The sequence below is a fragment of the Kutzneria kofuensis genome, from assembly GCF_014203355.1.
Classification (GTDB): domain Bacteria; phylum Actinomycetota; class Actinomycetes; order Mycobacteriales; family Pseudonocardiaceae; genus Kutzneria; species Kutzneria kofuensis.
Genome location: NZ_JACHIR010000001.1, coordinates 1,404,251 through 1,429,749, shown reverse-complemented (window position 1 = coordinate 1,429,749; position 25,499 = coordinate 1,404,251). Strand labels below are relative to the sequence as shown.

General features: G+C 70.7%; 26 protein-coding genes. 13 read left to right on the top strand and 13 right to left on the bottom strand.

All coding sequences use genetic code 11. The features are described from left to right. Positions 1 to 45: 45 nt before the first annotated feature. Positions 46 to 849 carry a lysozyme gene (locus BJ998_RS06475; RefSeq protein ID WP_184859394.1) on the bottom strand — a complete coding sequence of 268 codons (804 nt, stop codon included), beginning with the start codon at positions 847 to 849 and terminating at the stop codon, positions 46 to 48. 169 nt (positions 850 to 1,018) lie between these two features. On the opposite strand from BJ998_RS06475, the gene BJ998_RS06470 reads away from it, so the two are divergent. After that, positions 1,019 to 1,231, top strand: coding sequence for a type II toxin-antitoxin system antitoxin (locus tag BJ998_RS06470; RefSeq protein WP_184859392.1), 213 nt, complete (start codon positions 1,019 to 1,021; stop codon positions 1,229 to 1,231). Here BJ998_RS06470 and BJ998_RS06465 read toward each other — a convergent pair. Beyond that, positions 1,228 to 1,956: an SDR family oxidoreductase gene (locus BJ998_RS06465; RefSeq protein ID WP_184859390.1), complete on the bottom strand. Its 729-nt coding sequence runs from the start codon at positions 1,954 to 1,956 to the stop codon at positions 1,228 to 1,230. The two genes, BJ998_RS06470 and BJ998_RS06465, sit on opposite strands and share 4 nt — an antisense overlap. 65 nt (positions 1,957 to 2,021) lie before the next feature. Between BJ998_RS06465 and BJ998_RS06460 the strand changes: the two genes are divergently transcribed. Continuing rightward, a complete protein-coding gene (locus tag BJ998_RS06460) occupies positions 2,022 to 2,813 on the top strand; it encodes a helix-turn-helix transcriptional regulator (protein ID WP_184859387.1) in 792 nt (263 codons plus the stop codon). A 93-nt stretch (positions 2,814 to 2,906) separates the two neighbouring features. On the opposite strand, the gene BJ998_RS06455 is transcribed toward BJ998_RS06460, so the two are convergent. Next, entirely contained in the window at positions 2,907 to 6,902 is a 3,996-nt protein-coding gene (locus BJ998_RS06455; protein WP_184859385.1) for a discoidin domain-containing protein, read from the bottom strand. A gap of 206 nt (positions 6,903 to 7,108) precedes the next feature. Here BJ998_RS06455 and BJ998_RS06450 point away from each other — a divergent pair, with 206 nt between their 5' ends. Next, positions 7,109 to 8,026 carry a patatin-like phospholipase family protein gene (locus tag BJ998_RS06450; RefSeq protein ID WP_312890537.1) on the top strand — a complete coding sequence of 306 codons (918 nt, stop codon included), beginning with the start codon at positions 7,109 to 7,111 and terminating at the stop codon, positions 8,024 to 8,026. Here the strand turns inward: BJ998_RS06450 and BJ998_RS06445 are convergent. Continuing rightward, positions 7,948 to 8,523, bottom strand: coding sequence for a TetR/AcrR family transcriptional regulator (locus BJ998_RS06445; protein WP_184859382.1), 576 nt, complete (start codon positions 8,521 to 8,523; stop codon positions 7,948 to 7,950). The genes BJ998_RS06450 and BJ998_RS06445 overlap by 79 nt on opposite strands. Before the next feature lie 121 nt (positions 8,524 to 8,644). Here BJ998_RS06445 and BJ998_RS06440 point away from each other — a divergent pair, with 121 nt between their 5' ends. Both BJ998_RS06440 and BJ998_RS06435 read left to right on the top strand, forming a co-directional pair. Next, the gene (locus tag BJ998_RS06440; RefSeq protein ID WP_184859380.1) at positions 8,645 to 9,484 is read left to right on the top strand and encodes an alpha/beta fold hydrolase; all 840 of its coding nucleotides are present in this window, start codon (positions 8,645 to 8,647) and stop codon (positions 9,482 to 9,484) included. 11 nt (positions 9,485 to 9,495) lie between these two features. Continuing rightward, positions 9,496 to 9,657: a hypothetical protein gene (locus BJ998_RS06435; protein WP_184859378.1), complete on the top strand. Its 162-nt coding sequence runs from the start codon at positions 9,496 to 9,498 to the stop codon at positions 9,655 to 9,657. Positions 9,658 to 9,705: 48 nt separating this feature from the next. Here the strand turns inward: BJ998_RS06435 and BJ998_RS06430 are convergent, their stop codons facing one another. The 4 genes from BJ998_RS06430 to BJ998_RS06415 form a co-directional block, all read right to left on the bottom strand. Beyond that, complete coding sequence (locus tag BJ998_RS06430) at positions 9,706 to 10,545, bottom strand: alkaline phosphatase family protein (RefSeq protein ID WP_184859375.1); 840 nt, start codon at positions 10,543 to 10,545, stop codon at positions 9,706 to 9,708. A gap of 122 nt (positions 10,546 to 10,667) precedes the next feature. After that, the gene (locus BJ998_RS06425) at positions 10,668 to 12,503 is read right to left on the bottom strand and encodes a glycosyltransferase family 39 protein (protein WP_184859372.1); all 1,836 of its coding nucleotides are present in this window, start codon (positions 12,501 to 12,503) and stop codon (positions 10,668 to 10,670) included. 41 nt (positions 12,504 to 12,544) lie between these two features. Beyond that, on the bottom strand, positions 12,545 to 13,996 hold the full coding sequence (locus BJ998_RS06420; protein ID WP_184859370.1) for a sensor histidine kinase: 1,452 nt from the start codon (positions 13,994 to 13,996) through the stop codon (positions 12,545 to 12,547). Then, on the bottom strand, positions 13,974 to 14,699 hold the full coding sequence (locus tag BJ998_RS06415; protein ID WP_184859368.1) for a response regulator transcription factor: 726 nt from the start codon (positions 14,697 to 14,699) through the stop codon (positions 13,974 to 13,976). The genes BJ998_RS06420 and BJ998_RS06415 overlap by 23 nt, the downstream gene beginning before the upstream one ends. Before the next feature lie 148 nt (positions 14,700 to 14,847). Between BJ998_RS06415 and BJ998_RS06410 the strand changes: the two genes are divergently transcribed. Continuing rightward, the gene (locus BJ998_RS06410) at positions 14,848 to 15,447 is read left to right on the top strand and encodes a hypothetical protein (protein ID WP_184859366.1); all 600 of its coding nucleotides are present in this window, start codon (positions 14,848 to 14,850) and stop codon (positions 15,445 to 15,447) included. A gap of 60 nt (positions 15,448 to 15,507) precedes the next feature. On the opposite strand, the gene BJ998_RS06405 is transcribed toward BJ998_RS06410, so the two are convergent. Then, on the bottom strand, positions 15,508 to 16,998 hold the full coding sequence (locus BJ998_RS06405; RefSeq protein WP_184859364.1) for a DUF7405 family protein: 1,491 nt from the start codon (positions 16,996 to 16,998) through the stop codon (positions 15,508 to 15,510). A gap of 258 nt (positions 16,999 to 17,256) precedes the next feature. Between BJ998_RS06405 and BJ998_RS06400 the strand changes: the two genes are divergently transcribed. The 4 genes from BJ998_RS06400 to BJ998_RS06385 all read left to right on the top strand — a co-directional run bounded on the left by BJ998_RS06400 (position 17,257) and on the right by BJ998_RS06385 (position 20,943). Next, a complete protein-coding gene (locus BJ998_RS06400; protein ID WP_184859363.1) occupies positions 17,257 to 17,841 on the top strand; it encodes a maleylpyruvate isomerase mycothiol-dependent enzyme family protein in 585 nt (194 codons plus the stop codon). A gap of 94 nt (positions 17,842 to 17,935) precedes the next feature. Then, the gene (locus BJ998_RS06395) at positions 17,936 to 19,147 is read left to right on the top strand and encodes an FGGY family carbohydrate kinase (RefSeq protein WP_184859361.1); all 1,212 of its coding nucleotides are present in this window, start codon (positions 17,936 to 17,938) and stop codon (positions 19,145 to 19,147) included. A gap of 53 nt (positions 19,148 to 19,200) precedes the next feature. After that, positions 19,201 to 19,680: a GtrA family protein gene (locus tag BJ998_RS06390; RefSeq protein ID WP_312889957.1), complete on the top strand. Its 480-nt coding sequence runs from the start codon at positions 19,201 to 19,203 to the stop codon at positions 19,678 to 19,680. 78 nt (positions 19,681 to 19,758) lie between these two features. Continuing rightward, positions 19,759 to 20,943, top strand: coding sequence for an alginate lyase family protein (locus BJ998_RS06385; RefSeq protein ID WP_184859357.1), 1,185 nt, complete (start codon positions 19,759 to 19,761; stop codon positions 20,941 to 20,943). Positions 20,944 to 21,048: 105 nt separating this feature from the next. Here BJ998_RS06385 and BJ998_RS06380 read toward each other — a convergent pair whose 3' ends face one another. Further along, the gene (locus BJ998_RS06380) at positions 21,049 to 21,552 is read right to left on the bottom strand and encodes a hypothetical protein (protein ID WP_184859355.1); all 504 of its coding nucleotides are present in this window, start codon (positions 21,550 to 21,552) and stop codon (positions 21,049 to 21,051) included. 118 nt (positions 21,553 to 21,670) lie between these two features. Here BJ998_RS06380 and BJ998_RS06375 point away from each other — a divergent pair, with 118 nt between their 5' ends. The 3 genes from BJ998_RS06375 to BJ998_RS06365 all read left to right on the top strand — a co-directional run bounded on the left by BJ998_RS06375 (position 21,671) and on the right by BJ998_RS06365 (position 23,226). Then, complete coding sequence (locus BJ998_RS06375) at positions 21,671 to 22,420, top strand: class I SAM-dependent methyltransferase (RefSeq protein ID WP_184859353.1); 750 nt, start codon at positions 21,671 to 21,673, stop codon at positions 22,418 to 22,420. Next, positions 22,417 to 22,812: a hypothetical protein gene (locus tag BJ998_RS06370; protein WP_184869223.1), complete on the top strand. Its 396-nt coding sequence runs from the start codon at positions 22,417 to 22,419 to the stop codon at positions 22,810 to 22,812. Before BJ998_RS06375 ends, BJ998_RS06370 begins: the two co-directional genes overlap by 4 nt. 105 nt (positions 22,813 to 22,917) lie before the next feature. After that, on the top strand, positions 22,918 to 23,226 hold the full coding sequence (locus BJ998_RS06365) for a hypothetical protein (protein WP_184859351.1): 309 nt from the start codon (positions 22,918 to 22,920) through the stop codon (positions 23,224 to 23,226). Here the strand turns inward: BJ998_RS06365 and BJ998_RS06360 are convergent. Genes BJ998_RS06360 through BJ998_RS06350 form a run of 3 tightly spaced genes read right to left on the bottom strand, consistent with a single transcriptional unit; the run spans position 23,223 to position 25,472 of the window. Beyond that, positions 23,223 to 24,116, bottom strand: coding sequence for a DUF2157 domain-containing protein (locus tag BJ998_RS06360; RefSeq protein ID WP_184859349.1), 894 nt, complete (start codon positions 24,114 to 24,116; stop codon positions 23,223 to 23,225). The two genes, BJ998_RS06365 and BJ998_RS06360, sit on opposite strands and share 4 nt — an antisense overlap. After that, complete coding sequence (locus BJ998_RS48515) at positions 24,113 to 25,027, bottom strand: anti-sigma factor RsbA family regulatory protein (protein ID WP_184859347.1); 915 nt, start codon at positions 25,025 to 25,027, stop codon at positions 24,113 to 24,115. The genes BJ998_RS06360 and BJ998_RS48515 overlap by 4 nt, the downstream gene beginning before the upstream one ends. A gap of 43 nt (positions 25,028 to 25,070) precedes the next feature. Beyond that, positions 25,071 to 25,472 carry a DUF6292 family protein gene (locus BJ998_RS06350; protein WP_184859345.1) on the bottom strand — a complete coding sequence of 134 codons (402 nt, stop codon included), beginning with the start codon at positions 25,470 to 25,472 and terminating at the stop codon, positions 25,071 to 25,073. Positions 25,473 to 25,499: the final 27 nt, after the last annotated feature.

The following is a 25,499-nucleotide window of genomic DNA, read 5'->3' as shown; positions in this document are numbered from 1 at the left end:
CCCCCGCGGCAGGCCCCGCCCCCAGGGCGGGGCCTGCCGTCTCACTCAGGCGGTGTTGTTGGCCAGGGCGAGCAGGCGGGTCGCCGAGCCGTTGAACTGGTCCTGGTCGCCCGGGAACGTGCCGGAGTCCGCGAACTGCCAGAACGTCCAGGTGGCCCAGCCCGCGGGCAGGGTGCCGGGGCTGCTGCTGTAGCGGGCGATGAACAGCGGGTTGGTCTGGCTCAGCCCGCTCCAGTTGCCGGTGCACTTCGTCCACCAGTCGGTGGTCGTGTACACGGTGGCGTAGCGCGTGGTCTTGGCGTGCACCTCGTTGCTGAACGCCTGGATCCAGCTGCGCATCGAGGCCTGGCTCAGGCCGTAGCACTGGTCGCCGCTGGGCGCGTACTCGATGTCCAGCATGGGCGGCAGCGTCTTGCCGTCCTTGGACCAGCCGCCGCCGTGGGCGACGAAGTAGTCGGCCTGGGCGGCGCCGCTCGACAGGTTCGGCCGGGCGAAGTGGTAGGCGCCGCGGATCAGGCCCGCGTTGTAGCTTCCGTTGTACTGGTGGGCGAAGGTCGGGTCGGTGTAGGTCGTGCCCTCGGTGGCCTTGACGTAGGCGAACTTCGCGCCCTTGGCCGCCACCGAGGCCCAGTCCACGTTGCCCTGGTAGTGGCTGACGTCGAGGCCGGGCAGGCCGGCCAGCGGCGCGAAGCCCGCGGCGCCGGCGCCCTCGTGCTTGGCCACCTGCGAGCCGGCCCAGTGCAGGGCCGGGTCGTCAGGGTCGGTGGCCGCGTTCGCGGTGACGGTGGTCGTTGCGGTGGTGATGAGTAACAGGCCGGCGACAACACCGGCGATTCGACTGGTGCGCATCTGCGACTCCCCAGGTCCGGCGCGGCCGGCAGGGGTGTGCGGCCGCGTTGATCGCATGGTGGCCGATCGGCAACCGCCGTACCAGGGTTTCGGTGAATTAGTCACCTTTCGGGGAAGGTGATATCTACATGCTAGAGTGGCAGTATCACTCGTCAGTCGAGGGGGTGCCGTGGCCGAGCGCAAGGGCGTGTTGCTCAGGTTGGATCCCGCCGTCCACGACGCCCTGGCCCGCTGGGCGGCGGACGAGCTGCGCAGCGCCAACGCCCAGATCGAGTTCCTGTTGCGCAAGGCCCTGGTCGACGCCGGCCGCATGCCGTCCGGCGTGGGCGGCATCCCCCGTCGGGGAAGGCCGCCCAAGGAGCCCAAGGAGAAGGACGGCTAGGCCTGGGCCGTCGGCCGCACCACGATCTCGTTCATCTCGACGTCCGCGGGCTGCTCGATGGCGAAGGCGATGGCCCGGGCGACGGCGGCCGGGGCGATGGCGATCCGGCCCAGCTCCCGGGTGACCCGGTCGCGGATGTGACGGTTGCTCGACGCCTCGCCGAAGGCGGTGGCGATCGGGCCGGGCAAGACCGTGGTGACCCGCAGCGCGTCGCCGGCTTCCTGGCGCAGGCCCTCGCAGATGGCCCGCTGGGCGAACTTCGTGCCGGCGTAGACCGCCATCGCCGGCACGATGCGGAACGCGGCCGTGGACACCGTGGTGACGAAGTGCCCGGCGCCCTGCCGCCGGAACACCGGCAGCGCGGCGGCGATCCCGTGCAGCAGGCCCTTGACGTTGACGTCGACCATCTGGTCCCACTCGTCGACCCGGAGATCGTCCAGCGGTGAGATCGGGCCCGCGCCCGCATTGTTGACCATCACGTCCAGCCGGCCGAACCGGTCGCCGGCCAGGGCGACCAGCGCGTGCAGGTCGTCCCGTCGGGTCACGTCCGTGCGGAGGCACGCGGCCTCGCCGCCGATGCGGGCGGTCACCGCGGCGAGTCGATCTTCGCGACGGGCTCCGAGCACCAACCGCGCGCCCTGTTCGGCCAGCAGCAGTGCGGTCGCCTCGCCGATCCCGCTGCTGGCGCCGGTGATGGCCACGACCTTGCCCTCGATTCCTGACATGACCCCAGTGTGCTGAGGGCTTAGCCTGGTATCCAGAGCGAGCTTATTCTGGTACTGGAGGTGTGATGCAGGAGCTGGGCCTCTTCCTGCGCAGCCGTCGGGAGCGGCTCACCCCCGCCGATGTCGGCCTGCCCGGCACCGGCCGGCGCCGCACGCCGGGGCTGCGCCGGGAGGAACTGGCGCTGCTGGCCGGCATCAGCGCCACCTGGTACACGTACCTGGAGCAGGGCCGGGACATCCGGGCGTCGGAGCAGGTGCTGGCCGCGCTGGCCGAGGCGTTGCGGCTGGACCGGCACGAGCGCGACCATTTGTTCCACCTCGCCGGGCACGCCCCCGCCGCCGTCGCCGACGACGAGCAGCTGTCAGCGGAGGCGGCCGCAGTTCCGCTGCTGCTGCAGCCGAATCCGGCGTACATCATCGGCAACAGCTACGACGTGCTCAGCCACAACCTGGCCGCCGACGAGCTGTTCCCCAACCTGACCGCGACCGACCGGCGGCCGAACTTCGTCCGCTGGGTGTTCACCGAACCGGTGGCCCGGCACGTGGTGGTCGACTGGGAACACGAAGCGCGAGGACTGCTCGCACGGCTGCGCACGCTGGCCGGCCGGCATGCCGACGAACCCCGGTTCACGTCCCTGATCGACGAGCTGCACGAGGCCAGCGCCGAGGTCCGGGCCTGGTGGCCTCGCTACGACGTGCAGGTGCGGCAGAGCGGGCGCAAGCGGCTCCGGCCGCCCGGGCGCGGCGTGGTCGAGTACGCCTACACCACGTTCCACCTGGCCGAACAGGCCGACCAGACGCTGGTGATCTACGCCGACCCGGCGGTGGGGAAAGCGCCGGATCAGCCGCCCGGGTGACAGGTTCAGAACGCCGGCGTGCCGCTGAACGGCCGGCCGGGCACGGGCCGGCCCCCGGCGGTGACACCGCCGGGGGCCGACCACGTCGCCGCGCTAGTTCCGGTTGATGGTGAACGTGCTGGTCGTGTTCCTGATGTCGATGTAGTTGTTGGACAGCTTCAGGTTGGTGAACGTCGCCGAACCGACCGCCGGGCCCTGGCCGGGTTCGGGCAGCTCGTTGGCCCAGATCCCGAAGCCGGACTTGGCGTTGAGGGCGTCGCCGCTCTGCTGCGCGCCGCTGATGGACACGTTGGTCAGCACGGTGTCGGTGATCGGGTTGAGCGGCGCCCCGCCGACGTAGTCGGTCTGGAACATGATGCCGCTGTAGGTGGGGCTGACGATGTCGACGTCGCTGATCCTGATCCCCTGGAACTTCTGGTTGGCGGAGAACAGCCAGATCCCCGGGAAGGTCTGCTGGCCCCAGAAGTGCCCGCCGGCCCGCACGATCGACACGTTCTGGATCGTGGTCGGATCCGGCCCGAAGTCCCGCATCGGGTAGCCGAAGTTGAGCGAGCTGACCGTGATCCCGGCGTAGGTCAGCATGTCGGCCACGTACAGGTTGCGGAACGTGTTGTCCTCGCCGCCGTACACGGCGAACCCGGCGGCCCGCCAGGTCAGCACGGCGGTGAGGTTCTCGAACACGTTGCCGGTCTCGTTGCCGCCGCCGGCGTCGGTCGCGGCGAACATGGCGAAGCTGTCGTCGCCGGTGGACCGGGCCTCGTCGTTGACGATGTGGTTGTTGGAGCTGCCGTTGGTCATGTTCACGCCGTCGGCGAAGGTGTCCCGGATCCGGGAGTTGGAGATGGTGATGTTCTGCACGTTCTGGCCCCAGAACAGGCACATCTGGTGCTCGATCCAGATGTTGTCCAACGTGACGTTGGAGACGTTGGTCAGGTTGAACACCTTGCCCGGGCCGTCCTGCCGGCTGGTCCAGTTGCCGAAGAAGGCGACGCCGGACACCTTGGACCCGTTGGCGCTGCTCTGGATGTCGATGCCGACGTCGGTGTTGGTCTGGCCGCTCGGCGAGTTGAACCGGGTGTACCAGGGGCCGGCGCCGACGACGGTGACCGCCTTGCCGTAGATCGTCATCTTGGAGCTGATCGAGTAGTCGCCGGCCGGCAGGTACACGCCGGTCAGGGTGCTGTCCTGGCGCACCTTGTCGAACGCGTTCTGCACGTCCTGCTGGGTGAAGCCGGCCGGCACGGCGTAGTGCGCCGGGTCCGGGTTCGCCTGCGGGGTGGCCAGTTCCAGGTTGATGAAGTCGATCGCGAAGGTGCCGGAGTTGGCGGCGTCCTTCTGCAACCGGATCTTGTGGCCGGCCGGCACCGTGGTGCCGAGCAGCACGTTGGCCTCGTCGTAGATGTGCCGCGGCCCGCCCGCGCCCGGGTCGTTGCCCGGCGACGCCTCCGCGCCGTACAGCCACGCGTACTGCGAGGTCAGGCTGATCGGCTTGAGCAGCGTGCCGTCCACGTAGATGTCCAATGTGGACGTCGTGCCGTCCGGGATGGAGAACCGGGTCACCAGGGTGTTGGTGGCCTCGCGGGTGGTGAACTCCACCGACGCGCCGGTCTGGTTCAGCGTGACGGCCTGCCGGCCGGACGCCTCGCCGGCGAGGTCGCCGATCGTCCGGTTCGGACTCAGCACCGCCGCGCCGCCGCCCAGCACACCGCTTTCCGCCTCGTACGAGTCGTACGGCATGTTGGCGCCGCGGCCGACGAAGAGGTTGGACGTGCTGGTGTTGTTGGCCTGCTTGACCGGCAACTCGTTGGCGTCGTTGGCCACCGTGGTGGTGATGGTGTAGTTGCCGTTGGCCGCGGTCCAGCTGCCGACGGTCACCGGGCTGGCCGTCGCGCCGGCGTTGATCACGCCGCTGTACGAGCCGGTCAGCGTCGCCACCGTGGATCCGCTGGCGGCGTCGGCGACCTTGACGGTGATGCCGTGAGCGCCGCCGGCCGACGCGATGGTGCCCTGGTTCTTCAGCGTCACCGAGAACTGGACCGGGTTGCCCGCGGACGGGTTGCCCGGCGTCCAGTTGGTGGTGGCCACCAGGTCGCTGCTCTGCACCGGCGTCACCACCAGCGCGGTCGGGTTGGTGTAGGAGTTGTTGGCCTCGTTCTGTTCGATGACCTTGTTGGCCTCGTCCACCTTCGCGGTCAGCTGGTACGAGCCGGCGTCCCGGGTGCCGATGGACGCGGAGACCGTGCTGGACGCGCCGGCGGCGAGCGCCCCGACCGACGCGGTGCCGACCTTGGTCGTGCCGAGGTAGAAGTTCACGTCCGTGGCGCCGGCCGACAACGGGCCGGAGTTCTTCACGGTCGCGCTGGCGGTGATCGAGTCCGTCTCCACCGGCGACGACGGCGTCCACGAGGACCCGGTGATCGTCAGGTCCGGGTTGGGCGCGGGCACGCCGATCACCTGGAACTCGGCCGCCTGGCCGCCGCCCGCGCCGGAGTTCGCGGTGAACTTCAGCTGCACGTCGGCGACGCGCGCGGACACCGGGATGGTGACCGTGTTGCCGGAGGCCGGGTCGAACGAGTAGCTCTTGGCCGGCACCAGGCTGGTGAAGCCGGAGCCGCTCTGCTCGCGGCCCAGCACCTCGATGGTCTGCGTGCGCGGGCCCCAGATGCTGGCCGGGTTCAGCTTCACCACCACGGAGCTGGTGTCCGCATTGGACCCCAGCTGCACGGTCAGCGTCTGCGGATACGTGCCGCCGGCGCCTTCCCAGTACGTGCTGGTGTCGTTGTCGTTGGCGTTGGTGGCGACGAAGTTCAGCGTAGTCGACGAGGCGGTGATCGGCTTGCCCACGGCCAGGTTCGAGCCGGGGTTGCCGGTGCCGGTGCGGGTGACGCTGTTGCTGTTGGCCGACTGGTTGCCGGCCGCGTCGTGCGCCCGCACGAAGTAGGTGACGGTCGCGGAGTCCGGCTGGTTGTCGGTGTAGGTCAGCGTGGTGCCGGAAACGCTGCTGCGCAACGAGTTGTTGGCGTAGACGTCGTAGCCGGTGACGCCCACGTTGTCGGTGGCGGCGTTCCAGGTGAGCTTGATCTGGCCGGACGCCGGCTGCGTGTAGGTGAGGTTGGACGGCGCGGTCGGCGGCTGCGTGTCGCCGCCGCTCGGCCCGTACACCTCGAACTCCGAGACCTGGCCGGCCGGCCAGCCGGTGTTGCCGGTGATGTTCAGCCGCAGGTACCGGGTGGTGACGGGGGTGTAGTTGATCGTCACGGTGTTGTTGGACGCCGGGTCGAACGTGTAGCCGGCGGAGGCGACGAGCTGGGAGAAGTTGCTGCCGTCGGTGCTGCCCTGCACGGTCAGCGTCTCGGTGCGGGCGCCCCAGTTGGCGGTCGGCAGCTTGAGCACGATCTGCGTGCTGCTGACCGAGGCCCCGAGGTCGACCTGCAGCCACTGCGGGAACGCGTTGTTCGTGCTCTCCCAGTAGCTGCTCTGGTCGCCGTCGTTGGCGTTGGCCGGCACGTAGTTCTGCACGGAGCCGCTGGACGTCATCGGCTTGCCGGCGGCCAGGTTGGTGGCGGCGACGGCGGCCGGCACGACCTCGAGGTCGGACAGCTGGGCCTGCTGGCCGGCGGAGTTGCCGGTGATCTCGACGCGGACGTAGCGGGACAGGGTCGTGCCGAAGTCGACCCGCACGGTGTTGTCGGACTTCGGGTCGAACGTGTACGGCTTCGAGCCGACGATGGTGCTGTAGCCCCGGCCGTCATTGCTGCCCTGCACGGCGAGGGTCTCGGTGCGGCTGCCCCAGCCGGCGGGGACCTTCATCACCACGCCGCCGATGCGGCTCACCTTGCCCAGGTCGACCTGCGCCCACTGCGGGAACGCGGCGCCCGAGCTCTGCCAGTACGAGTTGCGGTCGGAGTCGGCGATCTTGCCGGCCGGCTGTCCGGTGGTGGCGCTGCTCGCCGTGACGGTCGGGGTCGTCGCGGCGGTGGGTGACGGAGCGCTCGGCGCGCTCGCGGCGAGCGCCGGCCCTCCCATCGCGAGCAGGCCGAGACCGAGCAGCGCGGCTGCCCATCTCGGCGCGGGTCGGGGTGCGCTCATCGAGTGGTCTACCTCTCGTCCGACGGCAGGGTGATGGCGAGAAGGCCGAATCTTCCGAGCTGATGCCAGGAATTAACGGCAGCCTGTTCAATTTTTGCGTGACAGGGTTCACACTGTTACAGACGCGCGTCGGCTGCGTCAACGGCCAGTTGGGGCCGGGCCGGGCGTTCCCGGCGGCCGGCCGGGTGAGCTGGCACGATGCGGCGGTGGATCGGATCCTGTTGCCCGCGCCGGTCGGGTTCGTGCTCGGCGGTGGCGGCAGCCTCGGCGCGATGCAGGTCGGCATGCTGCGGGCGCTCGCGGACCGCGGCATCGCTCCCGACCTGGTCACCGGCACGTCCGTCGGCTCCGTGAACGGCTCGCTCGTCGCGCTCGACCCCGAGCACGCCGCCGACCGGCTCGCCGTGATGTGGGCCGGCATGACCCGGGCGCGGGTGTTCCCCGGCGGGCCGCTCGCCCAGCTGCGCACGCTGCGCCGCGAGCGCACGTACCTGTTCCCCAACACCGGGTTGGTCGAGGTGCTGGCCGAGGGCCTCGGCGGGGCAACGGACTTCGCCGAGCTGACGCTGCCGTTCGGCACCGTCGCGGTCGACGCCGTGACCGGCCTGCCGGTGCTGATGACGTCCGGCGACCTCGTGCCGGCGATCCTGGCGTCGGCGGCGATTCCCGGCATCTACCCGCCGGTGCGCCGCGAGGACAAGGTGCTCTACGACGGCGGCGTGCTGGCCAACGTGCCGATCAGGCAGGCGCTCGCGATGGGCGCGAAGTCGTTGGTGGTGCTGGACTGCACGTTCCCGGGGCACCTGCCCGAGGTGCCCGGCACGCTGGCCGAGACGCTGTTGTTCTGGGCGACGCTGGGGATGCGCAACCAGGCCGTGCTCGAAGCCGACCTCGCCGCCGGGGCCGTGCCGGTGGTGTACCTGCCCGGCGCGCCGGTGCAGGCCGTCACCCCGCTCGACTTCGGGCACACCGCCGAGCTGATCGAGTCGTCCTACCTGGCGTCGCGGGAGTTCCTGACCGGGCTGGAGATCGCCGGCCCCGGCCTCTACGGCGCGCCGGCCGGCCCGGTCGCCACGTCGATCAGCACCTCGGCCGCCGAGCGGGCGGAGTCGAACGGCTCGTAGTCGCGCAGTGAGGTGCTCAGCGCCGTCGCGCCTTCGTACAGCGTGATCAGCTGACGCCCCAACGGTTCCGGCTCGCGCACACCGGCCTCGGCCGCGACGGCGACGACCTTGGCCAGCACGGCCAGCTTGTGGTCGACGATCACCTGGCGCGCCGGGTGATCGTCGACCGGCAGTTCGACCGCCGCGTTGTGCAGCGGACAGCCGCGGTGCTCGATCGTGGTGGGGCGGGTGAACAGGCCGAGCAGCCGGTCGCGCGGCGACAGGTCGGTCCGGTCCAGGAAGTGCTCGCCGGGTACGCCGCGGGCGCTGACCTGGCGCAGGTACTCCGCAACCAGGTCGTCCTTGCTACCGAAAAGCTGGTACAGGGTGCGCTTCGACACGCCGGCCTCGTCCACCAGCTCGCCGATGCCGGTCGCCTGGATGCCGTTGCCGTAGAACAGGCGCGTCGCCGTCCGCATGATGCGGGCGCTCGGCGGTTCCATCTCCACAGCGGTCATGGTACCGCTCGTTACCCATAGGTCGCTGTGACGTGCTTCACCCGCGATTCGGGTACCGATCGGTTTTCCTTTCCTGCTAGCTTGAGTTGCAAATCGAAACTCACTCTCGGAAGGGGTAGCCGTGCACACCCTCGTGACCGCGCCCAACCAGTTCGCCGAGGTCGGCGGCCTACGGCTGGCCTACCGCCGGTTCGGCGCCGAGCACGGCACGCCGTTGCTGTGTTTCCAGCATTTCCGCGGCACGATGGACTACTGGGACCCGGCCGTGCTCGACGGCCTCGGCACGGACCGGCCGGTCATCGTCTTCGACGTCGCCGGCATCGGCCTGTCCGGCGGGACGACCCCTGAGCGCTTCGAGGACTTCGCCGACCAGGGCGCCGGGCTGCTGGACGCGCTCGGCATCGGGCAGGCCGACGTGCTCGGCTTCTCGCTCGGCGGCTACGCGGCGCAGGAGCTGGCGATCCGGCACCCGTCCCGCGTGCGCAAGCTCGTGCTCGTCGGCACCGGGCCGCGCGGCGGCACCCAGGAGGGCGCGCACCCCGACTACCCGACCTACGCCACCCGCAACGAGATCCCCACGCTCGACGACTTCCTGTTCCTGTTCTTCGAACCCAACGAGCAGAGCCAGGCCGCCGGCCGCGCCTTCTGGGAGCGGCGGCACCGGCGCACCGAGGATCTCGACGCCCCCAGCAGCCGCGAGGTGATGGCGGCCCAACTCGCGGCCGGCGCCGCCTGGCGCGTGCCGACCGATCCGCCGTTCGCCGACCTCAAGCGCATTTCGCACCCCACGCTGGTCGTCAACGGCGATCACGACGTCATGATCCCGACCGCGAACTCCTATCTGCTGCAGCAGCACATTCCGAATGCGCAGCTCATCATCTACCCCAACGCCGGCCACGCCTCCCAGTACCAATATCCCGAGCTTTTCGTCGCCCACACCCGGCTTTTCCTCGACGCCTGAGGTGGCCTTTCGTGACCGACCTGCTGAATTCGGTCATCGAGGCCCATGGTGGTCTGGACGCGTGGTCGTCCGTCGACGGATTGACCGTCGCCATGACCGCAGGCGACCATCGACATCCACGACGTTGTCGTCCGTCGCCCGCTGATCCGAGCACCGCTCGGTTTACCCACTGACGGCGGAAGAGGCCCATGCGTGGGCATGAGCCTCTCCGTCCGGTCGGGTCAGCTCCAGATGTCGGTGATGGGGGTCGCGGTGGCGGCGGCGCCGGCGTGGGGGAGGTTGTAGGCGTCCTCGATGGTGCGCAGGACGCTGTAGTGGGTGATGTTCTCCCCGTAGTTGCCGGCCGTCACGTGCGCGCCGGTGATGATCGTCGGGATCTGGTTGGCGCTGGTGTAGTCGTCCTCGTCGAAGGTGAGCACGAAGACGCTGTTGTGGGTCTTGGCCCACTGGATGTACCCGTCGAGGTGCTGCTTGAGCCAGCTGTCGCCCTGCTGGATCGTGCCGTCGTGCATGTCGTTCTGCAGGTTGGGCACGACGAAGGAGACGGCGGGCAGCTTGGTGTAGTCGGTGGGGAAGTCGGTGAAGCGCAGGTTGGCCGAGGCCGGCACGTCGGCGAAGTCGACCCACGGGTTGTGCTTGCGGGCGTAGTTGCCGGAGGTGCAGCCGGTGTACCCGTCGCTGGGCATGCTCTCCGAGTAGCCGGCGAAGCCGATGCCGGCGGCCAGCGCCTGGCCGCCGAGGTCGGCGGTGGTGAAGGCCTTCTTCGGGCAGGTGTCGCTGGTGATGCCCTGCGTGCTGCCGGAGAACACGGCCAGGTAGTTGGGCTGGCTGGGGTGGGCGACGGCGTGCGAGTTGGTGAAGTTGGCGCCGGCCTTGGACAGCCCGGTGATGTACGGGGCGTTGGCACTGCCGACGATCTCGCCCTGGGCGTGGTTCTCGTCGATGACGACGAGGATGTGGTCCGGGCGGGGCACGCTGCCGGCGGCGGCTGCCGTGGCCGGCGCGGACAGGCCGGCGGCGAGAACGGCGGCGATCAGGGCGAGCGGGGAGAATCGGGACATCGAAAGCTCCTCGGGTCGGTTCCCCGGGGAACGGTAGGCGGGTCACGGCCGGGCTGGGAACCGCCTGCTTTTCACAGACGGCTCCCAGCCTGTGAACCCGACAGGTCCACTGTGGACGGTGTTCAGGAGCTGGTACGCAGGTCGTAAACCGTGGTTCCACCGACCGTTCGGGCCTGGTAATGCGCGGCCACCCAGCTGGCGATCTGGCTGCTGCCGCCGAAACCGCCCCCGCCGCGGCCGCCGCTGACGTAGTAGCTGATCCGGCCCTCGGCCACGTAACGCTGGAACTGGGCGAGGGTGGGCGCGGGGTCGCCGCCGTTGAAACCGCCGATGGCCATCACGGACTTGCCGCTGGCCAGCGCGAGCGGGGCGGAGGACATGGAGCCGTCGGTGGCGGCGGCCCACTCCGTGGTGGTGGCCTGCAGCAGCGTCACCAGGGCGGAGCCGGCCTGGCCGCTCTCGCCGCCCCCGAAGCCACCGCCGCCGAAGCTGCTGCTGGAAGGCCCGGAAACGGGGATGGAACCGGTGTGCGGCACGGCGGCGGTGGCGATGCCGAAGGAGCCGACGCCGAGCATGCCGGTGATGGTGGCGACGACGATGAGCCGACGGAACTGGTCGCCCTGCACCAGGATCAGCGCGGCGACGGCGATGCCGGCGACCAGCACGACCCAGCGCAGCCACGGCAGCCAGCTGGAGTTCTCCGACAGCAGCACGAAGTCCCACCCGCCGGTGACGGCGATCATGGCGGCGAGCCAGGCCCGCACGGAGAACTTGGCCCGGCCGCGCCACAGCTGGCGGCCGCCGATGGCGACGAGGGCGGCGATGGCCGGCGCGAGGGCGACCGAGTAGTACGGGTGGATGGTGCCGCTCATGAAGCTGAACACCAGCCCGGTGACGAGCAGCCAACCGCCCCACAGCAGCAGCGCCGCCCGGGTCTGGTCGGTGCGGGGAGCGCTCCGCGTGAACCACAGCCCGGCGACCAGGGCGATCAGCGCCGCGGGCAGCAGCCACGAGATCTCGGTGCCGAAGGCCTGACCGAACATGCGGGTGATGCCGGCGCTGCCGCCGAACGACAGGTTCCCGCCGCCCCCACCTCCGCCGCCGAAGCCGCCGCCCCCGTTGCCCGAGCCGCCGAAGATCCGGCCGAGACCGTTGTAGCCCAACGCCAGTTCGAGCAGGCTGTTGTCCGTCGACCCGCCGATGTACGGCCGCGACGACGCCGGCCACAGCTCCACCAGCGCCACGAACCACCCGGCGGACACGATCAACGCCACCAGGGCGCCGAGCAGATGCATGATCCGGCGTCGCCACGAGGTCGGCGCGGCGACGAGGTACACGACGCCGAACGCCGGCAGCACCAGGAAGCCCTGCAGCATCTTCGTCAGGAACGCGAACCCGATCGCCACCCCGGCCAGCGCCAGCCACCGGAAGCCGGCCTTCTCCGTGGCACGAACGACGCAGTACGCCCCGCCGGTCATCAGCAGCACGAGCAACGCGTCCGGGTTGTCGAAACGGAACATCAGCACCGCGACCGGCGTCAACGCCAGCGCCGCGCCGGCGGCCAGACCGGCGCCGGAACCGAACCGGCGACGCACGGCGGCGTACAGCAGCCAGACCGACAGCACGCCTTCGAGTGCCTGCGGCGCAAGCAGACTCCACGAGCTGAAGCCGAAGATCCGGGCCGACAGCCCCATCACCCACAGCGCGGCCGGCGGCTTGTCGACGGTGATGACGTTGCCGGGATCGAGCGAGCCGAACAGCAGCGCCTCCCAGTTCTGGCTGCCGGCCAGCACCGCCTGCGCGTAGAAGTCGTTGGCGTAGCCCGACGCGCTCAGGTCCCACAGGTACAGCACGGCGGTGCCCAGCAGCAGCAACGCCAGCGCCGGCCGGTGCCAGCCGGGCCTTCCGGGCGCGTCGGCCATCGGGGCAGCCGCGGGCCGGGTCATCGTCGTTGTCATGCGACCAGCCTCGGGGGGACCGCTGTGCCGCCTGTGTGTGATCACTGTGCGGCAGCTGTGAGCCGGACGGTGAACACGGTCCGGCCGGGCCGGCTGTCCAGCGCGACCTCGCCGCCGTGCGCGGTCACGATGGCGGCGACGATGGACAGTCCGAGCCCGGTTCCCCCGGACGACCGCGACCGGGAGCCGTCGCCGCGGGCGAACCGCTCGAACACTTCCGGTTGCAGCTCAACGGGAATCCCCGGCCCGTCGTCGGCGACCTCCAACACGACCTCGCCCGGATTGCCGTTGTGGATCCCCGTGACGACGGTCGTGCCCGGCGGCGTGTGGGCGCGGGCGTTGCCGAGCAGGTTGAGCAGAACCTGGTGCAGCGCCTGGCCATCGCCGAGCACGGTCACCGGCTCGCCCGGAATCGCCAGCTGCCAGCGGTGATCCCGGCTGGTCACGCGTGCGTCGCTGACGGCGTCCACGACCAGCCGGGACAGGTCGACGGGCTCCCGCGCGAGCGGCCGTCCCGCGTCCAACCGGGCCAGCAGCAACAACTCCTCGACCAGCGACGTCATCCGCGTCGACTCGGACTGGATGCGGCGCATCGCGTGCGACACGTCCGGCGGCACCTGCCCCGCGTACCGGCCGGCCAGTTCGGCGTAGCCGCGGATGGAGGCCAGGGGAGTGCGCAGTTCGTGGCTGGCGTCGGCGACGAACTGCCGGACCCGGGTCTCGCTCTCCTGGCGGACGTTCAGCGCCGACGCCACGTGCCCGAGCATCCGGTTCAGCGCCGCGCCGACCTTGCCCACCTCGGTCCGCGGATCGGTGTCCTCGTCGGGAACCCTTACGGACAGAGCGACTTCGCCCCGGTCCAGCGGCAGCTCGCCGACCCGGGTCGCGGTCGCCGCCACCCGGTCCAGCGGCCGCAGCGCGGCCCGGATGATCACCGCACCCGCCGCGGCCGCGACCACCAGCCCGGTGGCGGCGATGACCAGCAGCGCGATGTTGATGCGGTCCAGCGCGTCGTTGACCTGGTTCAGCGGCAGCCCGATGATCATGCCGCCGTTGTTGGAGGAGATCACCCGGTAGTCGCCGAGACCGGGCACGCTGACGGTCGTCGGGCGCCCGGTGGACGGCGCCGCAGCCAGTGCCGCGAGCTGGTTGCCGAACAGGTTCTGCGGGCAGACGTTCTGGTCGAGCATGACGGCGATCTGCCCGTTCACGGTGAGCGCCCCCGGGCCCAGGCTCGGTGGCGGGCCCTGTTGCTGGTTGTTCGCGCACCAGTTCTGCTCCGGCCTGGGAACGTGCCCGCCGTCCGGGCCGTGGCCCCGACTGCCCGCCTGCTGCAGCTGGCTGTCCACCTGGGCGACCAGGTTGTCCCGGATGAAGACCTCGCCGATCAGCCCGATCGCCAGCGACACCACCGTGAGCAGCAGGACCACCGCGACGACGAGTTTGCGTCGCAGGGTCCAGCGGCGGCGGTCAGCCCGTGGGGCGGAGGACATAGCCGGCGCCGCGCATGGTGTGGATCATCGGCTCCCGGCCGGCGTCGATCTTCTTGCGCAGGTAGGAGATGTACAGCTCGACGATGTTGGCCTGGCCGCCGAAGTCGTACTCCCAGACCCGGTCCAGGATCTGCGCCTTGCTCAGCACGCGCCGCGGGTTGCGCATCAGGTAGCGCAGCAGCTCGAACTCGGTCGCGGTCAGCTGGATCTCCTGCCCGGAGCGGCGCACCTCGCGGCTGTCCTCGTCCAGCGTCAACTCGCCCACCACCAGCTGCGAGCTCGTCGCCGAGGCCACCGAGTTGGAGCGGCGCAGCAGCGACCGCACCCGCAGCACCAGCTCCTCCACGCTGAACGGCTTGGTCACGTAGTCGTCGCCGCCCACGGTGAGGCCGGCGATGCGGTCCTCGACGGCGTCCTTTGCGGTCAGGAACAGCACCGGCACCTCGGGCTGGTCCAGCCGGAGCCGGCGCAGCACCTCCAGGCCGTCCAGGTCGGGCAGCATGATGTCCAGCACGACGGCGTCCGGCCGGAACTGCTTGGCCTCGCGGACCGCGCTCACGCCGTCCGCGGCGCAGCGCACCGCCCAACCCTCGAAGCGCAGGGCCATGCTCACCAGTTCCGCGAGCGCCGTCTCGTCGTCCACCACGAGCACCCGCAACTGGCTGCCGTCCGCGCGCCTGAGTTCGCCGTTCATGGCCTCCATCCTGTGACCGGCGGCTTTGCGGCCGCTGAGTGCTTCCTGTGTATCACCTGTGCGGCTTGCTCACAGGATGTGCCCACAGTGCGCACAGCTGGTGCACAGCGGCGGTGGCCAGGGTGGCTGTCACAAGCCCGAACGCAGGAGGACGACGATGGACACCCAGCAGCCCGCCGACAACACCGAGCCGGTCTGGGGTGCCGCGCCGACGCAGCCGACGCAGCCCAAACGTTGGTCCGCCGGCAAGACCACCGCGGTCGTCGCGGTCGCGGTCGTGGTCGCCGTGGGCGGCGGCTACGGCATCTCCAAGCTCGTCGGCGGCACCACCGCGAACGCGTCCACGCAGGGCCCCGGCGGCTTCGGAGCCGGCGGTGGCTTCGGCGGCGGCCGGGGCGGCGGCCCCGGCGGCATGGGCGGGCTGTTCTCCGCCCTGCACGGCGACTTCACCGTGCAGGACAACGGCAGCTACGTCACCGAGCGACTGCAGACCGGCGAGATCACTGCCGTCAGCGCCACCTCGATCACCGCCAAGAGCGCCGACGGCTACACGCAGACGTACACGATCGACTCCTCGACCCGGGTCGACGAGGGCGACGAGCAGGTGAGCGACCTCAAGACCGGCACGACGGTGACGATCATCGCCAAGCTGTCGGGTGACAAGGGCACCGCCACGTCGATCAACGACCAGCAGCGGACCGGCGGCCCCGGCGGACAAGGCCAGCAGGGCACGCAGGGCACGCCGCCCGGCAACTGATACCTGGGACGGAAGCCGGTCCCCCTCCCGGCTTCCGTCCCAACCCCTTGCCGCTTCCCGTCAGAGGAACTCGACCAGGGGGAAGGCGCGGTGCCGGCGGGGCGGGATCAGGAAGTTCTGCCGCCGGGTCGCGGTGATGAACCGCTCCAGCCCGTGGTCCTCCTCATCGAGGTCGTACTTCTCCAGCAGGTCCACCGCGGACTGGTTGGACCGCATCGTGGCGAAGAAGTCGGCGCTGGGGAAGAAACCCGAGAACTGCAGCTTCGCGGTGTCGCGACCGGTCGTGGTGTCCATCGCGTCGAAGCCGGGGCCGTCGATGCGCTGGTGGATCGGCCGACCGTCGGCGGTGCGGCCGGACCGCTGCAACGTGGACAGGTGCCCCATCCGCTGGAGCTGCCGCGCGCTCTGCTCCGCATAGCCGGCGCCGTGGAACTCGTTGCGCACCACGGCGCCGAGCATCTTCAGGTTGGTGGGACCGCCGCCGTTGTAGAACGGGTCGTTCGGGTTCTGCTCGACCGGCGCGGGGGAGTGGAACATGTACTGGATCCGCTCGTCGAACGGCTCGCGCGTGTCCGGGCCCTCGTCGGGGTCGCGGCCGTCGACGTAGAACTGCTCCAGGTCCAGCAGGTCGTGCGAGAGGTGCTGGACGGCGCCGTTGTCGAAGTAGGAGCCGGCGGTCGCGGTGCTCAGGTGGATGCCGCCACCGCCGACGAAGGTCACGTTCTGGGCCGGCGCGCTCGCGTCGACCTGCTGGTCGGCGAAGCCCATCCACATCGGGGAGTGCGGGTTGACGAACGACGCGAACGACAGGCCGGCGTTGGCCGCGATGTAGCGGGGCAAACCGATCTGCACGAACATCGCCCGCGACGAGGTGATCCGCAGGCCGGCGTCGAACCGCGGCGAGGCGATCGGCCGGCCCACCAGCTGGTTGCTGCCGGACAGCCAGGACACCACGTCCGCCACGTACGACGAGTCGTCGCCGCGGATGGTGAACAGCACGTCGTTGTTCTCCAACCGCAGTGGGACGGTGAATTCCGGTCTACGCAGTTCGAGCACGTGCGACCCGGGTGCCACGTCGGTCGGCGACGCCACGGCCCGTTTCAACACCGGCTGGTCGCCGGACAGCGTGCGCGGCATGGTGGCGTCGACCAGACTCGCCGGCAGCCGCGCGAAGTAGTTGTCGCTGTACGAGACGTGCGTGAAAACACCGCCCGGCGCGTACGGGTAGTTCGCCTCGATGGTGCGCAGCGCCGATTCCATTCGCGACTGGTCGGCGCTCGACGGGATGCGCGACAGCGTCGCCGTGAGAAAAACCGTGTGCACCGGCGGCATCCCGACCGGAATGCCGTCGTAGGTCACCGCGGGCGGCATGTACGGGCTCAGGTCGAACTGCACGTCGGGGAACGGCTTCGCCGGGTCGGCCAGCGCCAGCCGCTGCGGCACGATCGCGCCGTCCTGGAGCAACGCCAGGGTGCCGAGCGCGCCGGTGATCGCGCCCGCGGTGCGCAGCAGGGAGCGTCGCGATACCGGTTTGCCTAGTATGGGCGCCATCGGCGTGGCCTGCGCGGCGGACCGTGGCCGGGCCATGGGACAGTGGGCGGGAGCAATTTCTTCGGGCACGGGAAAACCTCCGTGACTCCAGTGTCAACACAATACTTCCCGGTGTGGAAACAGGGCGGGAAATTGCACCGCCGAGTCTACGCCCGCGCCTGTCGTTGACAAACGCCCGAAAGGCCCGTCGAATGCGTCCGTTCAGGCTGGCCGCAATTACTTAGGAACGGTGTCGATATACCTAGGTATTGTGTCGGCATGTCCGTCACCGCGTCCGATCTCGACGCCGCCACTGCCGCCCTGGCCGCCGCCCTGGAACCCGTCGTCAACCGTGACTGGACCGCGGCGACAGGCACCGGCGACCTGAATGCGTTCCGGACCGTGGAACACCTGGGCGACTGCCTGCTCTCCTACGCGGCCCAATTGGTGTCATGCCCGCGGGACCGCTACGTAGCCTTCGAGGCCGGCCTCACGCCGGACGCCACCGCCGCCGACGCGCTGGAGTTCGCCGTCACCGGCGGGCGGCTGCTCGCGGCCGCCGTGCGCACGGCGAGCCCCGATGCCCGCGCCTACCACCCGACCGGCATGGCCGACCCCGCGGGCTTCGCGGGCATGGGCGTGGTGGAGATCCTCGTGCACGGCGAGGACGTCGCCCGTGGCCTCGGCGTCGCCGTCGAACCGCCCGCCGACGTCTGCGCCCGCGTGCTGGAGCGGATGTTCCCCGAGGTCACGGTGGCTGCCGAGCCGTGGACGGCGCTGCTGTGGGCCACCGACCGCGTCGAGTTGCCGGGACTGCCGAACCGGGCAGGCTGGCGGTGGCGGGGCACGCCAGCCGGGGAATAACCCGGACAGTTCGCCCGTGGCTGTCAACTCGTCCACTACGCAGCGTAGAAGACCGCCATGATGGGGATCGGGCCGAGCGAGCGGAGGTGCGTCGATGACGGCGGCAGGTGCGGTCTTCGGGGTGGAGGTCGGCGCCGACTCGGTCCGGGTCGCCGTGCTCGGCGACCACCTGGCCGTGCTCGATCACGTGCAGCTGCGCTACCCACGCGGCACGCTCGACCCGTACGCCGCGCTGGACGTGGTGTTCGCGGCCATCGACCGCTGTGTGCAGCTGTGCGCGACCAGGCAGCTGCCGGTGCGCGGGATGGCGCTGGCCGGTTCGGGCGACACCCTGGTCGGCCTGGACGAGCTGGACCGGCCGATGACGCCGGTGTTCACCGGGCCGGACCCGCAGACCCGGGCGCTGGCCCGGCGGATCGGGTCGACGCTGCGGCGCGCCACCGGCGTCGCCGCGCACTGCGGCTCGCCGCTGGTGCGGCTGGCCTGGTTCGCCGAGCACGGCCCGGACCTGCTCACCCGGGTCGCCCGATGGTGTGAACTCAAGGATTTTGTGCTGTCCCGGCTGACCGCCCGCGTGCTCGCCGACACCTCGTGCGCGTCCGCCGGCGGGCTGTTGGCCGTCGCCGAGCCCGAGTGGTCCCCGAAGGCGCTCGAACTCGCCGGCATCGGCACCGCCCAGCTGCCGCCGCTCGTCGACCCCACCGACCAGGTGCCGCTGGTCACGGAGGCGGCCCAGCTGCTGGCGCTGCCCGCCCTGCTGCCGCTGGTCGTCGGCGCGGCCGGGTTGCCGCTGGCGGCGCTGGGCATGGGCGTGACCGAGCCCGGCACGGCGGCGCTCTGGCTCGGCTCCCGACTCGTGCTGGCCGTGCTCAGCCGTGAACCGGTGGCCGACGACGTGCTGTTCACGCAGCGGCTCGCGGACGGCGTCTGGGCCGTCGGCGTCGATCTGACGGACGGTCAGACGCCGCCTGCCGTGCGTATCGACGGCCTCGGCCGGCTGCTCGTCGCCGCCGGCGAGGCGCTGACGGCCGCCGGCGCCCGGATCGACCGGGTGCGCGTCGATCCAGCCGTGTTGAAGGTGCCGATGGCCGCCGAGGTGGTCGCGGCCGCGCTCGGCGTGCCCGTCGAGATCGCCCCCGACGAGCCGCCCGCCGCGGTCGGCGCCGCCCTGCTCGCGGCCCGCACGCTGGGGCTGGCGCCCGGCATCGAGGAGGCCGCTCGCACCCGGCTCGCGGTCCGCACGGTGGCGCCGGATCCGCAGCTCAGCGCGGCCGACATGGAACGGCTGAGCGGTACCAGCCGCTGAACCTTTGGCGAACCCCCGGCGGCGCGCGCCGAGGACTTGGCAGGATGGAGGGCGTGCCAACTCAGACCACCCCGCCTCAGACGCGCGCGGAGCGGTTCGGCACCTGGCTCACCTCATGGGCGACCAGGCTGCCGAAGTCGTTGCGTTTCATCACGCCCGAGTTCGTGGGGTTCGCGATCCTGGGCACCTTCACGTTCCTCATCGACATGGCCATCCTGGCGGTGCTGAAGACGCAGACGTCGCTGCCGCTGCCGGTCGACGTCGCCATCGGCTACCTCGCCGCGTTCGGCCTGAACTACGTGCTGAACCGCACCGTGAACTTCAAGTCGCACGCCCCGGTCGGCGGCCAGGTGCTGCGCTTCACGGTGATCACGCTGCTCGATCTCGGCTTCACCACGCTGGCCACGACCTGGCTCGCCGACGTCGGCGTGCCCTTCGCGGTGGCGCGGGTCGGGGCCGCCTGTTGCGTCGGCCTGTTCACATATGTGGGCGCTCGCTTCTGGGTTTTCCGGAAAGAGAATCGGAAAGATTGACACAAGTGGTCTGGACCTCTAAGACTGGCATTCCCCTGCAAGTTCTCGGTCAGGCACCGCCGCCATCCGAGGAGTGTCATGTCGAAACGAGTGTCCACATCCCTGCTCGTGGTTGCATCGGTGCTCGCATCCCTGCTGGTCGTCGGATCCGTCAGCCAGCAGGCGGGTGCGGCCCCGGCCGCGTTCGTCCATCCCGGCGTTCTGGTCAGCCGCGCCCAACTCGACCACATCCGGTCCCAGGTCAATTCCGGCGCGCAGCCGCAGACCCAGGCGTACCAGGCGATGATGTCGGACGGGCTGCTGTCGCAGAGCCGGGCGCCGCATCCGTGGTCCGTCGTCGAGTGCGGTTCGTACTCCAACCCCAACTACGGCTGCACCGACGAGCGCCAGGACGCGCTCGCCGCGTACGGCAACGCGCTGGCGTGGTACATCACCCAGAACGCGACGTACGCCAAGAAGGCCATCTCCATCATGGACGCATGGTCCGCGACGATCACCAGCCACACCAACAGCAACGCCCCGCTGCAGACCGGCTGGGCCGGCTCGGTGTGGCCGCGCGCCGCGGAGATCATCCGCTACACCTACGGCGGCGGCTGGGCCAACCTGAGCCGGTTCGCCACCATGCTGCGCAACGTCTACCTGCCGGTGGTCATCAAGGGCAGCAACAGCAACGGCAACTGGGAATTGACCATGATGGAGGCCGCGGTCGGCATCTCGGTCTTCCTGGACGACAAGGCCTCCTACGACACGGCGATGGCCAAGTACATGCTGCGCGTTCCCGCCTACGTCTACCTGAGCAGCGACGGGGCCCTGCCCAAGACGGCGCCCGGCGGCCCCACCACCCGTGACGGCATCATCAGCTACTGGCAGGGACAGAGCACCTTCGTCAACGGCCTGACCCAGGAGACCTGCCGCGACTTCACGCACACCGGCTACGGCATCGCGTCCATCTCGGACGTCGCCGAGACCTCCCGGATCCAGGGCAACGACCTGTACACCGGCGACATCGGCACCCGCCTGCGCTACGCCCTCGGCTTCCAGGCCCAGTACGAGCTCGGCGCGGCCGTGCCGTCCTGGCTGTGCGGCGGCAGCGTCAAGCGGGGCCTCGGCCCGGTGACCGAGGTCGGCTACAACGCGCTGGCCTACCGCCTGGGCAACGTCATGACCAACACGCACACGTTGGTCATGAACAACCGGCCCGCCGGCGACAACATCCTGTTCGTCGCGTGGGAGACCCTGACCCACGGCGACCAGCCGAACTAACGCCTCGTCGTCCACCTGAGTGGCTCATGTGGCTCCGGAAGCCACCTGAGTGGCTCGCGTGGCTCTGGAAGCCACGTGAGCCACTCAGGTGCGTCGGAGGGTGGATCACCCGATCGGCGCCGGTGCTGCGCCGCCGCCCGGGGTCGGCGTTGTCGGCTTTGTCGGCGAGGTGGTGGTCGTCGTTGTCGTCGTCGGCGTGGTGCTGCCGCCGAAGATCTGCTGCAGCAGCTGCTTGAGCTGCTCCACCAGCTTCTGGATCATCTGCTTGATCGAGTCGAAGATGCCGTCCTTCTGCGCCAGCGCGGTCTTCAGGTCGGCGGTCTGTTTCTCGGCCGCGGCCAGCGGGCTCGCGGTGCCCGGCGGCACCAGGCCGCGGTCGAGGTCGCGGTGCACGCCGGCGAGCACCGGCCCCAGGTCGTTCACCGCGGCCTGCGCCGCGGCGGCGTCGTTGTTCCGGGCGGCGGCGTCGAGCCGGTCCCGGATCTGCGTGATCTGTTGCGCCGTCGTCGGGTTCGTCGCCGACTCGGCGGTGGCGACGCTGAAGCCGATCGCCGCGAGGACGGCGCCCGCCAGCACGGCGGCGAGCACGGCGGAAAGGTGCTTGAGCACGGTAGACCTCCCGGTGGACTGCGGATCCCGCTGAATCGGATACCCGGTCTCCCGCCCCGTCGGCACAAGACCACCCGATCGTGGAAAACTGCTTGCGCCGCATGTGAGGCTGGACGTCGTGGCCACTTTCGAGGAACTCGTCGCCGAGGGCGCGGCGGTGCCGGTGGACGGCTGGGATTTCTCCTGGTTCGAGGGCCGGGCGACCGAGCAGCGCCCTTCTTGGGGCTATTCCGGGCTGATCGCCGAGCGGATGGCCTCGGTGGAGTCCGCTTTGGACATTCAGACCGGCGGCGGCGAGGTGCTCAACACCGTGGAGAGGCTGCCCGTACGCACCGCCGCCACCGAGGGCTGGCCGCCGAGCCTCGCGGTGGCCCGCCGGTTGTTGGAGCCGCGTGGTGTCGAGGTCGTCCAGGCCGGCAACCTCGATCCGCTGCCATTCGAGGATTCCTCATTCGAGCTGGTCGTCAGCCGGCATCCGGCCGAGATCCGGTGGGACGAGATCGCCCGCGTGCTGCGGCCCGGCGGCGTCTACCTGTCGCAGCAGGTCGGCGCCGGCTCCATGCACGAGGTGTCCGAGGCCATGATGGGTCCGCTGGAGATCGACAATTCTCGCGACCCCCGGTTGGCCGCCGAACAGGCAGCCGAGGCGGGGCTGCGGCTCGTGCGGCTCGTGCCCGAGTCGCTGCGGGCCGAGTTCTACGACATCGCGGCAGTGGTGCACTTCCTGCGCAAGGTGGTCTGGATCGTGCCGGGGTTCACTGTGGACGGTTATCTGCCGCAGCTGCGGGCGCTGCACGAGCGGATCGAGTCCGAGGGCCCGTTCGTCGCGCACACCAAGCGTTTCCTCATCGAGGTGGCCAAGCCGTGAAAGGGCTCGCGGAGTCCCGTACCCGCTACGAGGTCGAGCTGTTGCCCAAGCTGCGGGGAATTCCGCACGCAGCCGCCCGGATCGGCCACGGCTCCGAAGTCCTCGGCTTCGACACCGACCGGTCCCGGGACCACGACTGGGGCCCGTTCGTCCAGATCTTCGTGCCGGATCCGGCCGCCGTGCCGGTCGAGGCGTTTCGGCCGGGGGACTGGCTGCGCGGGCATCTCGCTTCGATCCCTGGCCGGTGTGACGCTGTTCGACTGCCGCCAGCCGAGCGCGAGGCCGCGCCGGTGCCTGGAGCGGTTGGCGGATTTCGATCGCCGCCACTCGACGCGCCCACCATCAAAGCCGACGCGGCGATCGAAATCTGGCAAGCGAAGGCGTCGGCTTAGAGCGGCCGAGCCCCGCGCGGAACGCGCGGCATAGGCACTGCCCCGTACAGCAAGTGGTTCGGCAGCGCCTTCGCTCAGTTGCCTTGCGCCGCAACGCTCACGCCTGTGCTGCGCGGCGCCCTGGCCGCCACCGAGTGGAACGCCCGCGAGGAGCACCTCGCCGCCGCGTACCGGACCGTCGCCGCGATGCACAACGCGCTCGGCCTCACCGAGCCCGTCGACCCCGCCACCCGGCCGTACCACACGCGGCCCTACCAGGTTCTGCACGCCGAACGCTTCACCGACGCCCTGTTCGCCACCATCTCCGACCCCGCGGTGCGCGCCCTGCCCCACTACGGCAACGCCGACCAGGCCTTCGACAGCACGGACGTGTTGTCCTCACGCGCGAACACCCGCGCGCTGTTCCGGACCTAGCCGTCCCGCTGCGGCCGGTGGACGCGCAGTCCTATCCCGCCGGCCAGCAACAACACGGCGCCGGCGATCAGCACCAGCACGGCGCCGTTGATCGCGCCGCCCGTCCAGTCCCAGACGGCCTCCGGCACCGCGATCGTCACGCCGATGACGCCGCCGATGAGCAGGATCGGCATCCGGTCGGCCAGATACCACCCGAAACAGAGCAGGGCCACGACCAGCGTCGTCGCGTACTGGACGAACGCGTGCTCCGGGAACTGCGCGCCGATCAGGGCGAGGGCGGCGGCGACGCCGGCGCCGACCGCGCGGTGCCGGATGACGCCGCAGGCGACCAGCAGGGCCCAGACGGCGGCCAGCAGCAACAGCCCGGCGCCGATCCATGACGGCGCAAAGCCGGCCAGGTCGACCAGCCCGATCACCGCGGAAGCGCCGGCGATGCCAGCCACCGGCAGCGCGAACACCGCGGGCCAGGCGGCGTACCCGGCGGCGGCGAGCACCAGCCCGGCGATGCCGCCGGCCAACGCCGGATGGGTGTCGAACGCGACCGAGCCGGCCAGGCCGCCGGTCACCGCGCCCAGCGCCAGCAGCACACCGGTGACCCGGTTGCGCAGCGCCACGGCCGCGCCGATCAGCACCACCGTCACGCCGATCAGCAGCCCCACGCGGCCGGCGTGCGAGAACGAGTCCCACGAGGAGCCGACGACCAGCGCCGCGCCGGCCAGCAGCAGCGCCGCGCCGACGTATCCGACGACCTCGGCGATGCGGCGACGTACAGGCGTCGGCTCGGCCTCGGTCAGCGCGGTCCGCACCGCGTCGGCCTCCTGCTGCGAGAGCGTGCCCGCCGACACCAACTCGCCCAGTGCGCGTTCCTGGCTGTGCGCCAACCCACTCATACAGTCGGGGTACCCGCTCCGGTGATCCGCAACCGCACCACCGTGCCGATCGACGGCGACGACCGCACCTGGACCAGGTCGCACAGCTGGTTGACCATCCACATGCCGCGGCCGCGCGGCTGGGCCAGCGTCGGCCGCCGCCGCCCGACCAGCGGATCGGTGATCACGCCCTCGTCCCGGACCTCGCACACCAGGTCGCCGTCCTCGGCCCACAACCGCAGCATGCCGCCGCCACCGCCGTGATCGACGCTGTTGACCATCACCTCGTGCACGGCCAGCGTGAACCGTTCGACCGCGTCGTTGTCCAGGCCGAACCGCCGCGCCTTGCCGGCGGCGTGTTCGCGCACGCCGGTGACGCTGTCCAGGTCGAAGCGCAGGAACGTGGTGGCGCCGAACGGTTCCGGCAGCTCCTGCGCCAGCGTGGAGCCGTCGTCGCGGTCGTCGAAGCCGGGGTTCGGCTCGTCCGCCCACCACGGGTGGTTGGCGCGGGCGCGGGCCAGCACCGGCTCCGGGTGCGTCGCCGCGTACGGGCACAGCAGCAGCCAGTCGGTCGCCGCGAACTGCTGGTTGAGCAGCGTCTCGTGCTGGTGGCACTCGGCCAGCGCCGGCGCCCGCCGGTCCTCGTGCACCGCCTCGGCGACGCCGCGACACGGCCTGCCCTCGTTGCGGTCCAGGAACTCCCGCCACATCGGGAACATCCGCGCCGGATTGCGGCCGACCTCCAGCATGTCCACGAAGTCGACGCCGCGGCCGTCCGGGCCGAGCGCGTCGCGGACGGGTTCCAGCCGCTTGGCCGGCACCGCTATCAGGACGGCGGCGTCCTCCGCGAATCCGGCGCGCACGACGTCAGTCACCCGCGTGACGAAGCCGTCCTCGCTGTCGTAGCTGAACGCCTCGTGCCGGAACACCACCGCGCCACCGTATGCCTAGCGAGGTGCGCTTCGCATCCAGGCCTCAGGCCGTGACGAACTTGGCCAGCCGGTCGGCCAGCCGCTTCCGGGACCCGCAGTGCGGCGGGTTGGGCTGGCCGGGGCAGTTGCCGACCACAACCTCGTCCACGAAGTGCCGGACCCGGCCGGGCGTGGGCAGCGGGTCCGGGCCGAGGTAGCTGAGGATGACCGGGCCGTCCAGGGTGTCGATCTCCAGCCCGACCGACCAGCCGTGCCGCTCGTCCCAGACCAGCATCAGGTCGAACTCGGCGAACAGGGGATGCCGCGTCGGCAGCGCGATGTAGGCGGAGGCGAGGTCGCCCACCTCGTGGTACATCGCGTCCGAGGGGACGCCCAGCAGCCGCGCGACAGCGGCGACGTATCTGCCGAGGCCCAGGGCCGCCTCGCTGTCAGGTGCGACGTTCATGCCTCGCCCCCGTCCGGTGCAAAGTCC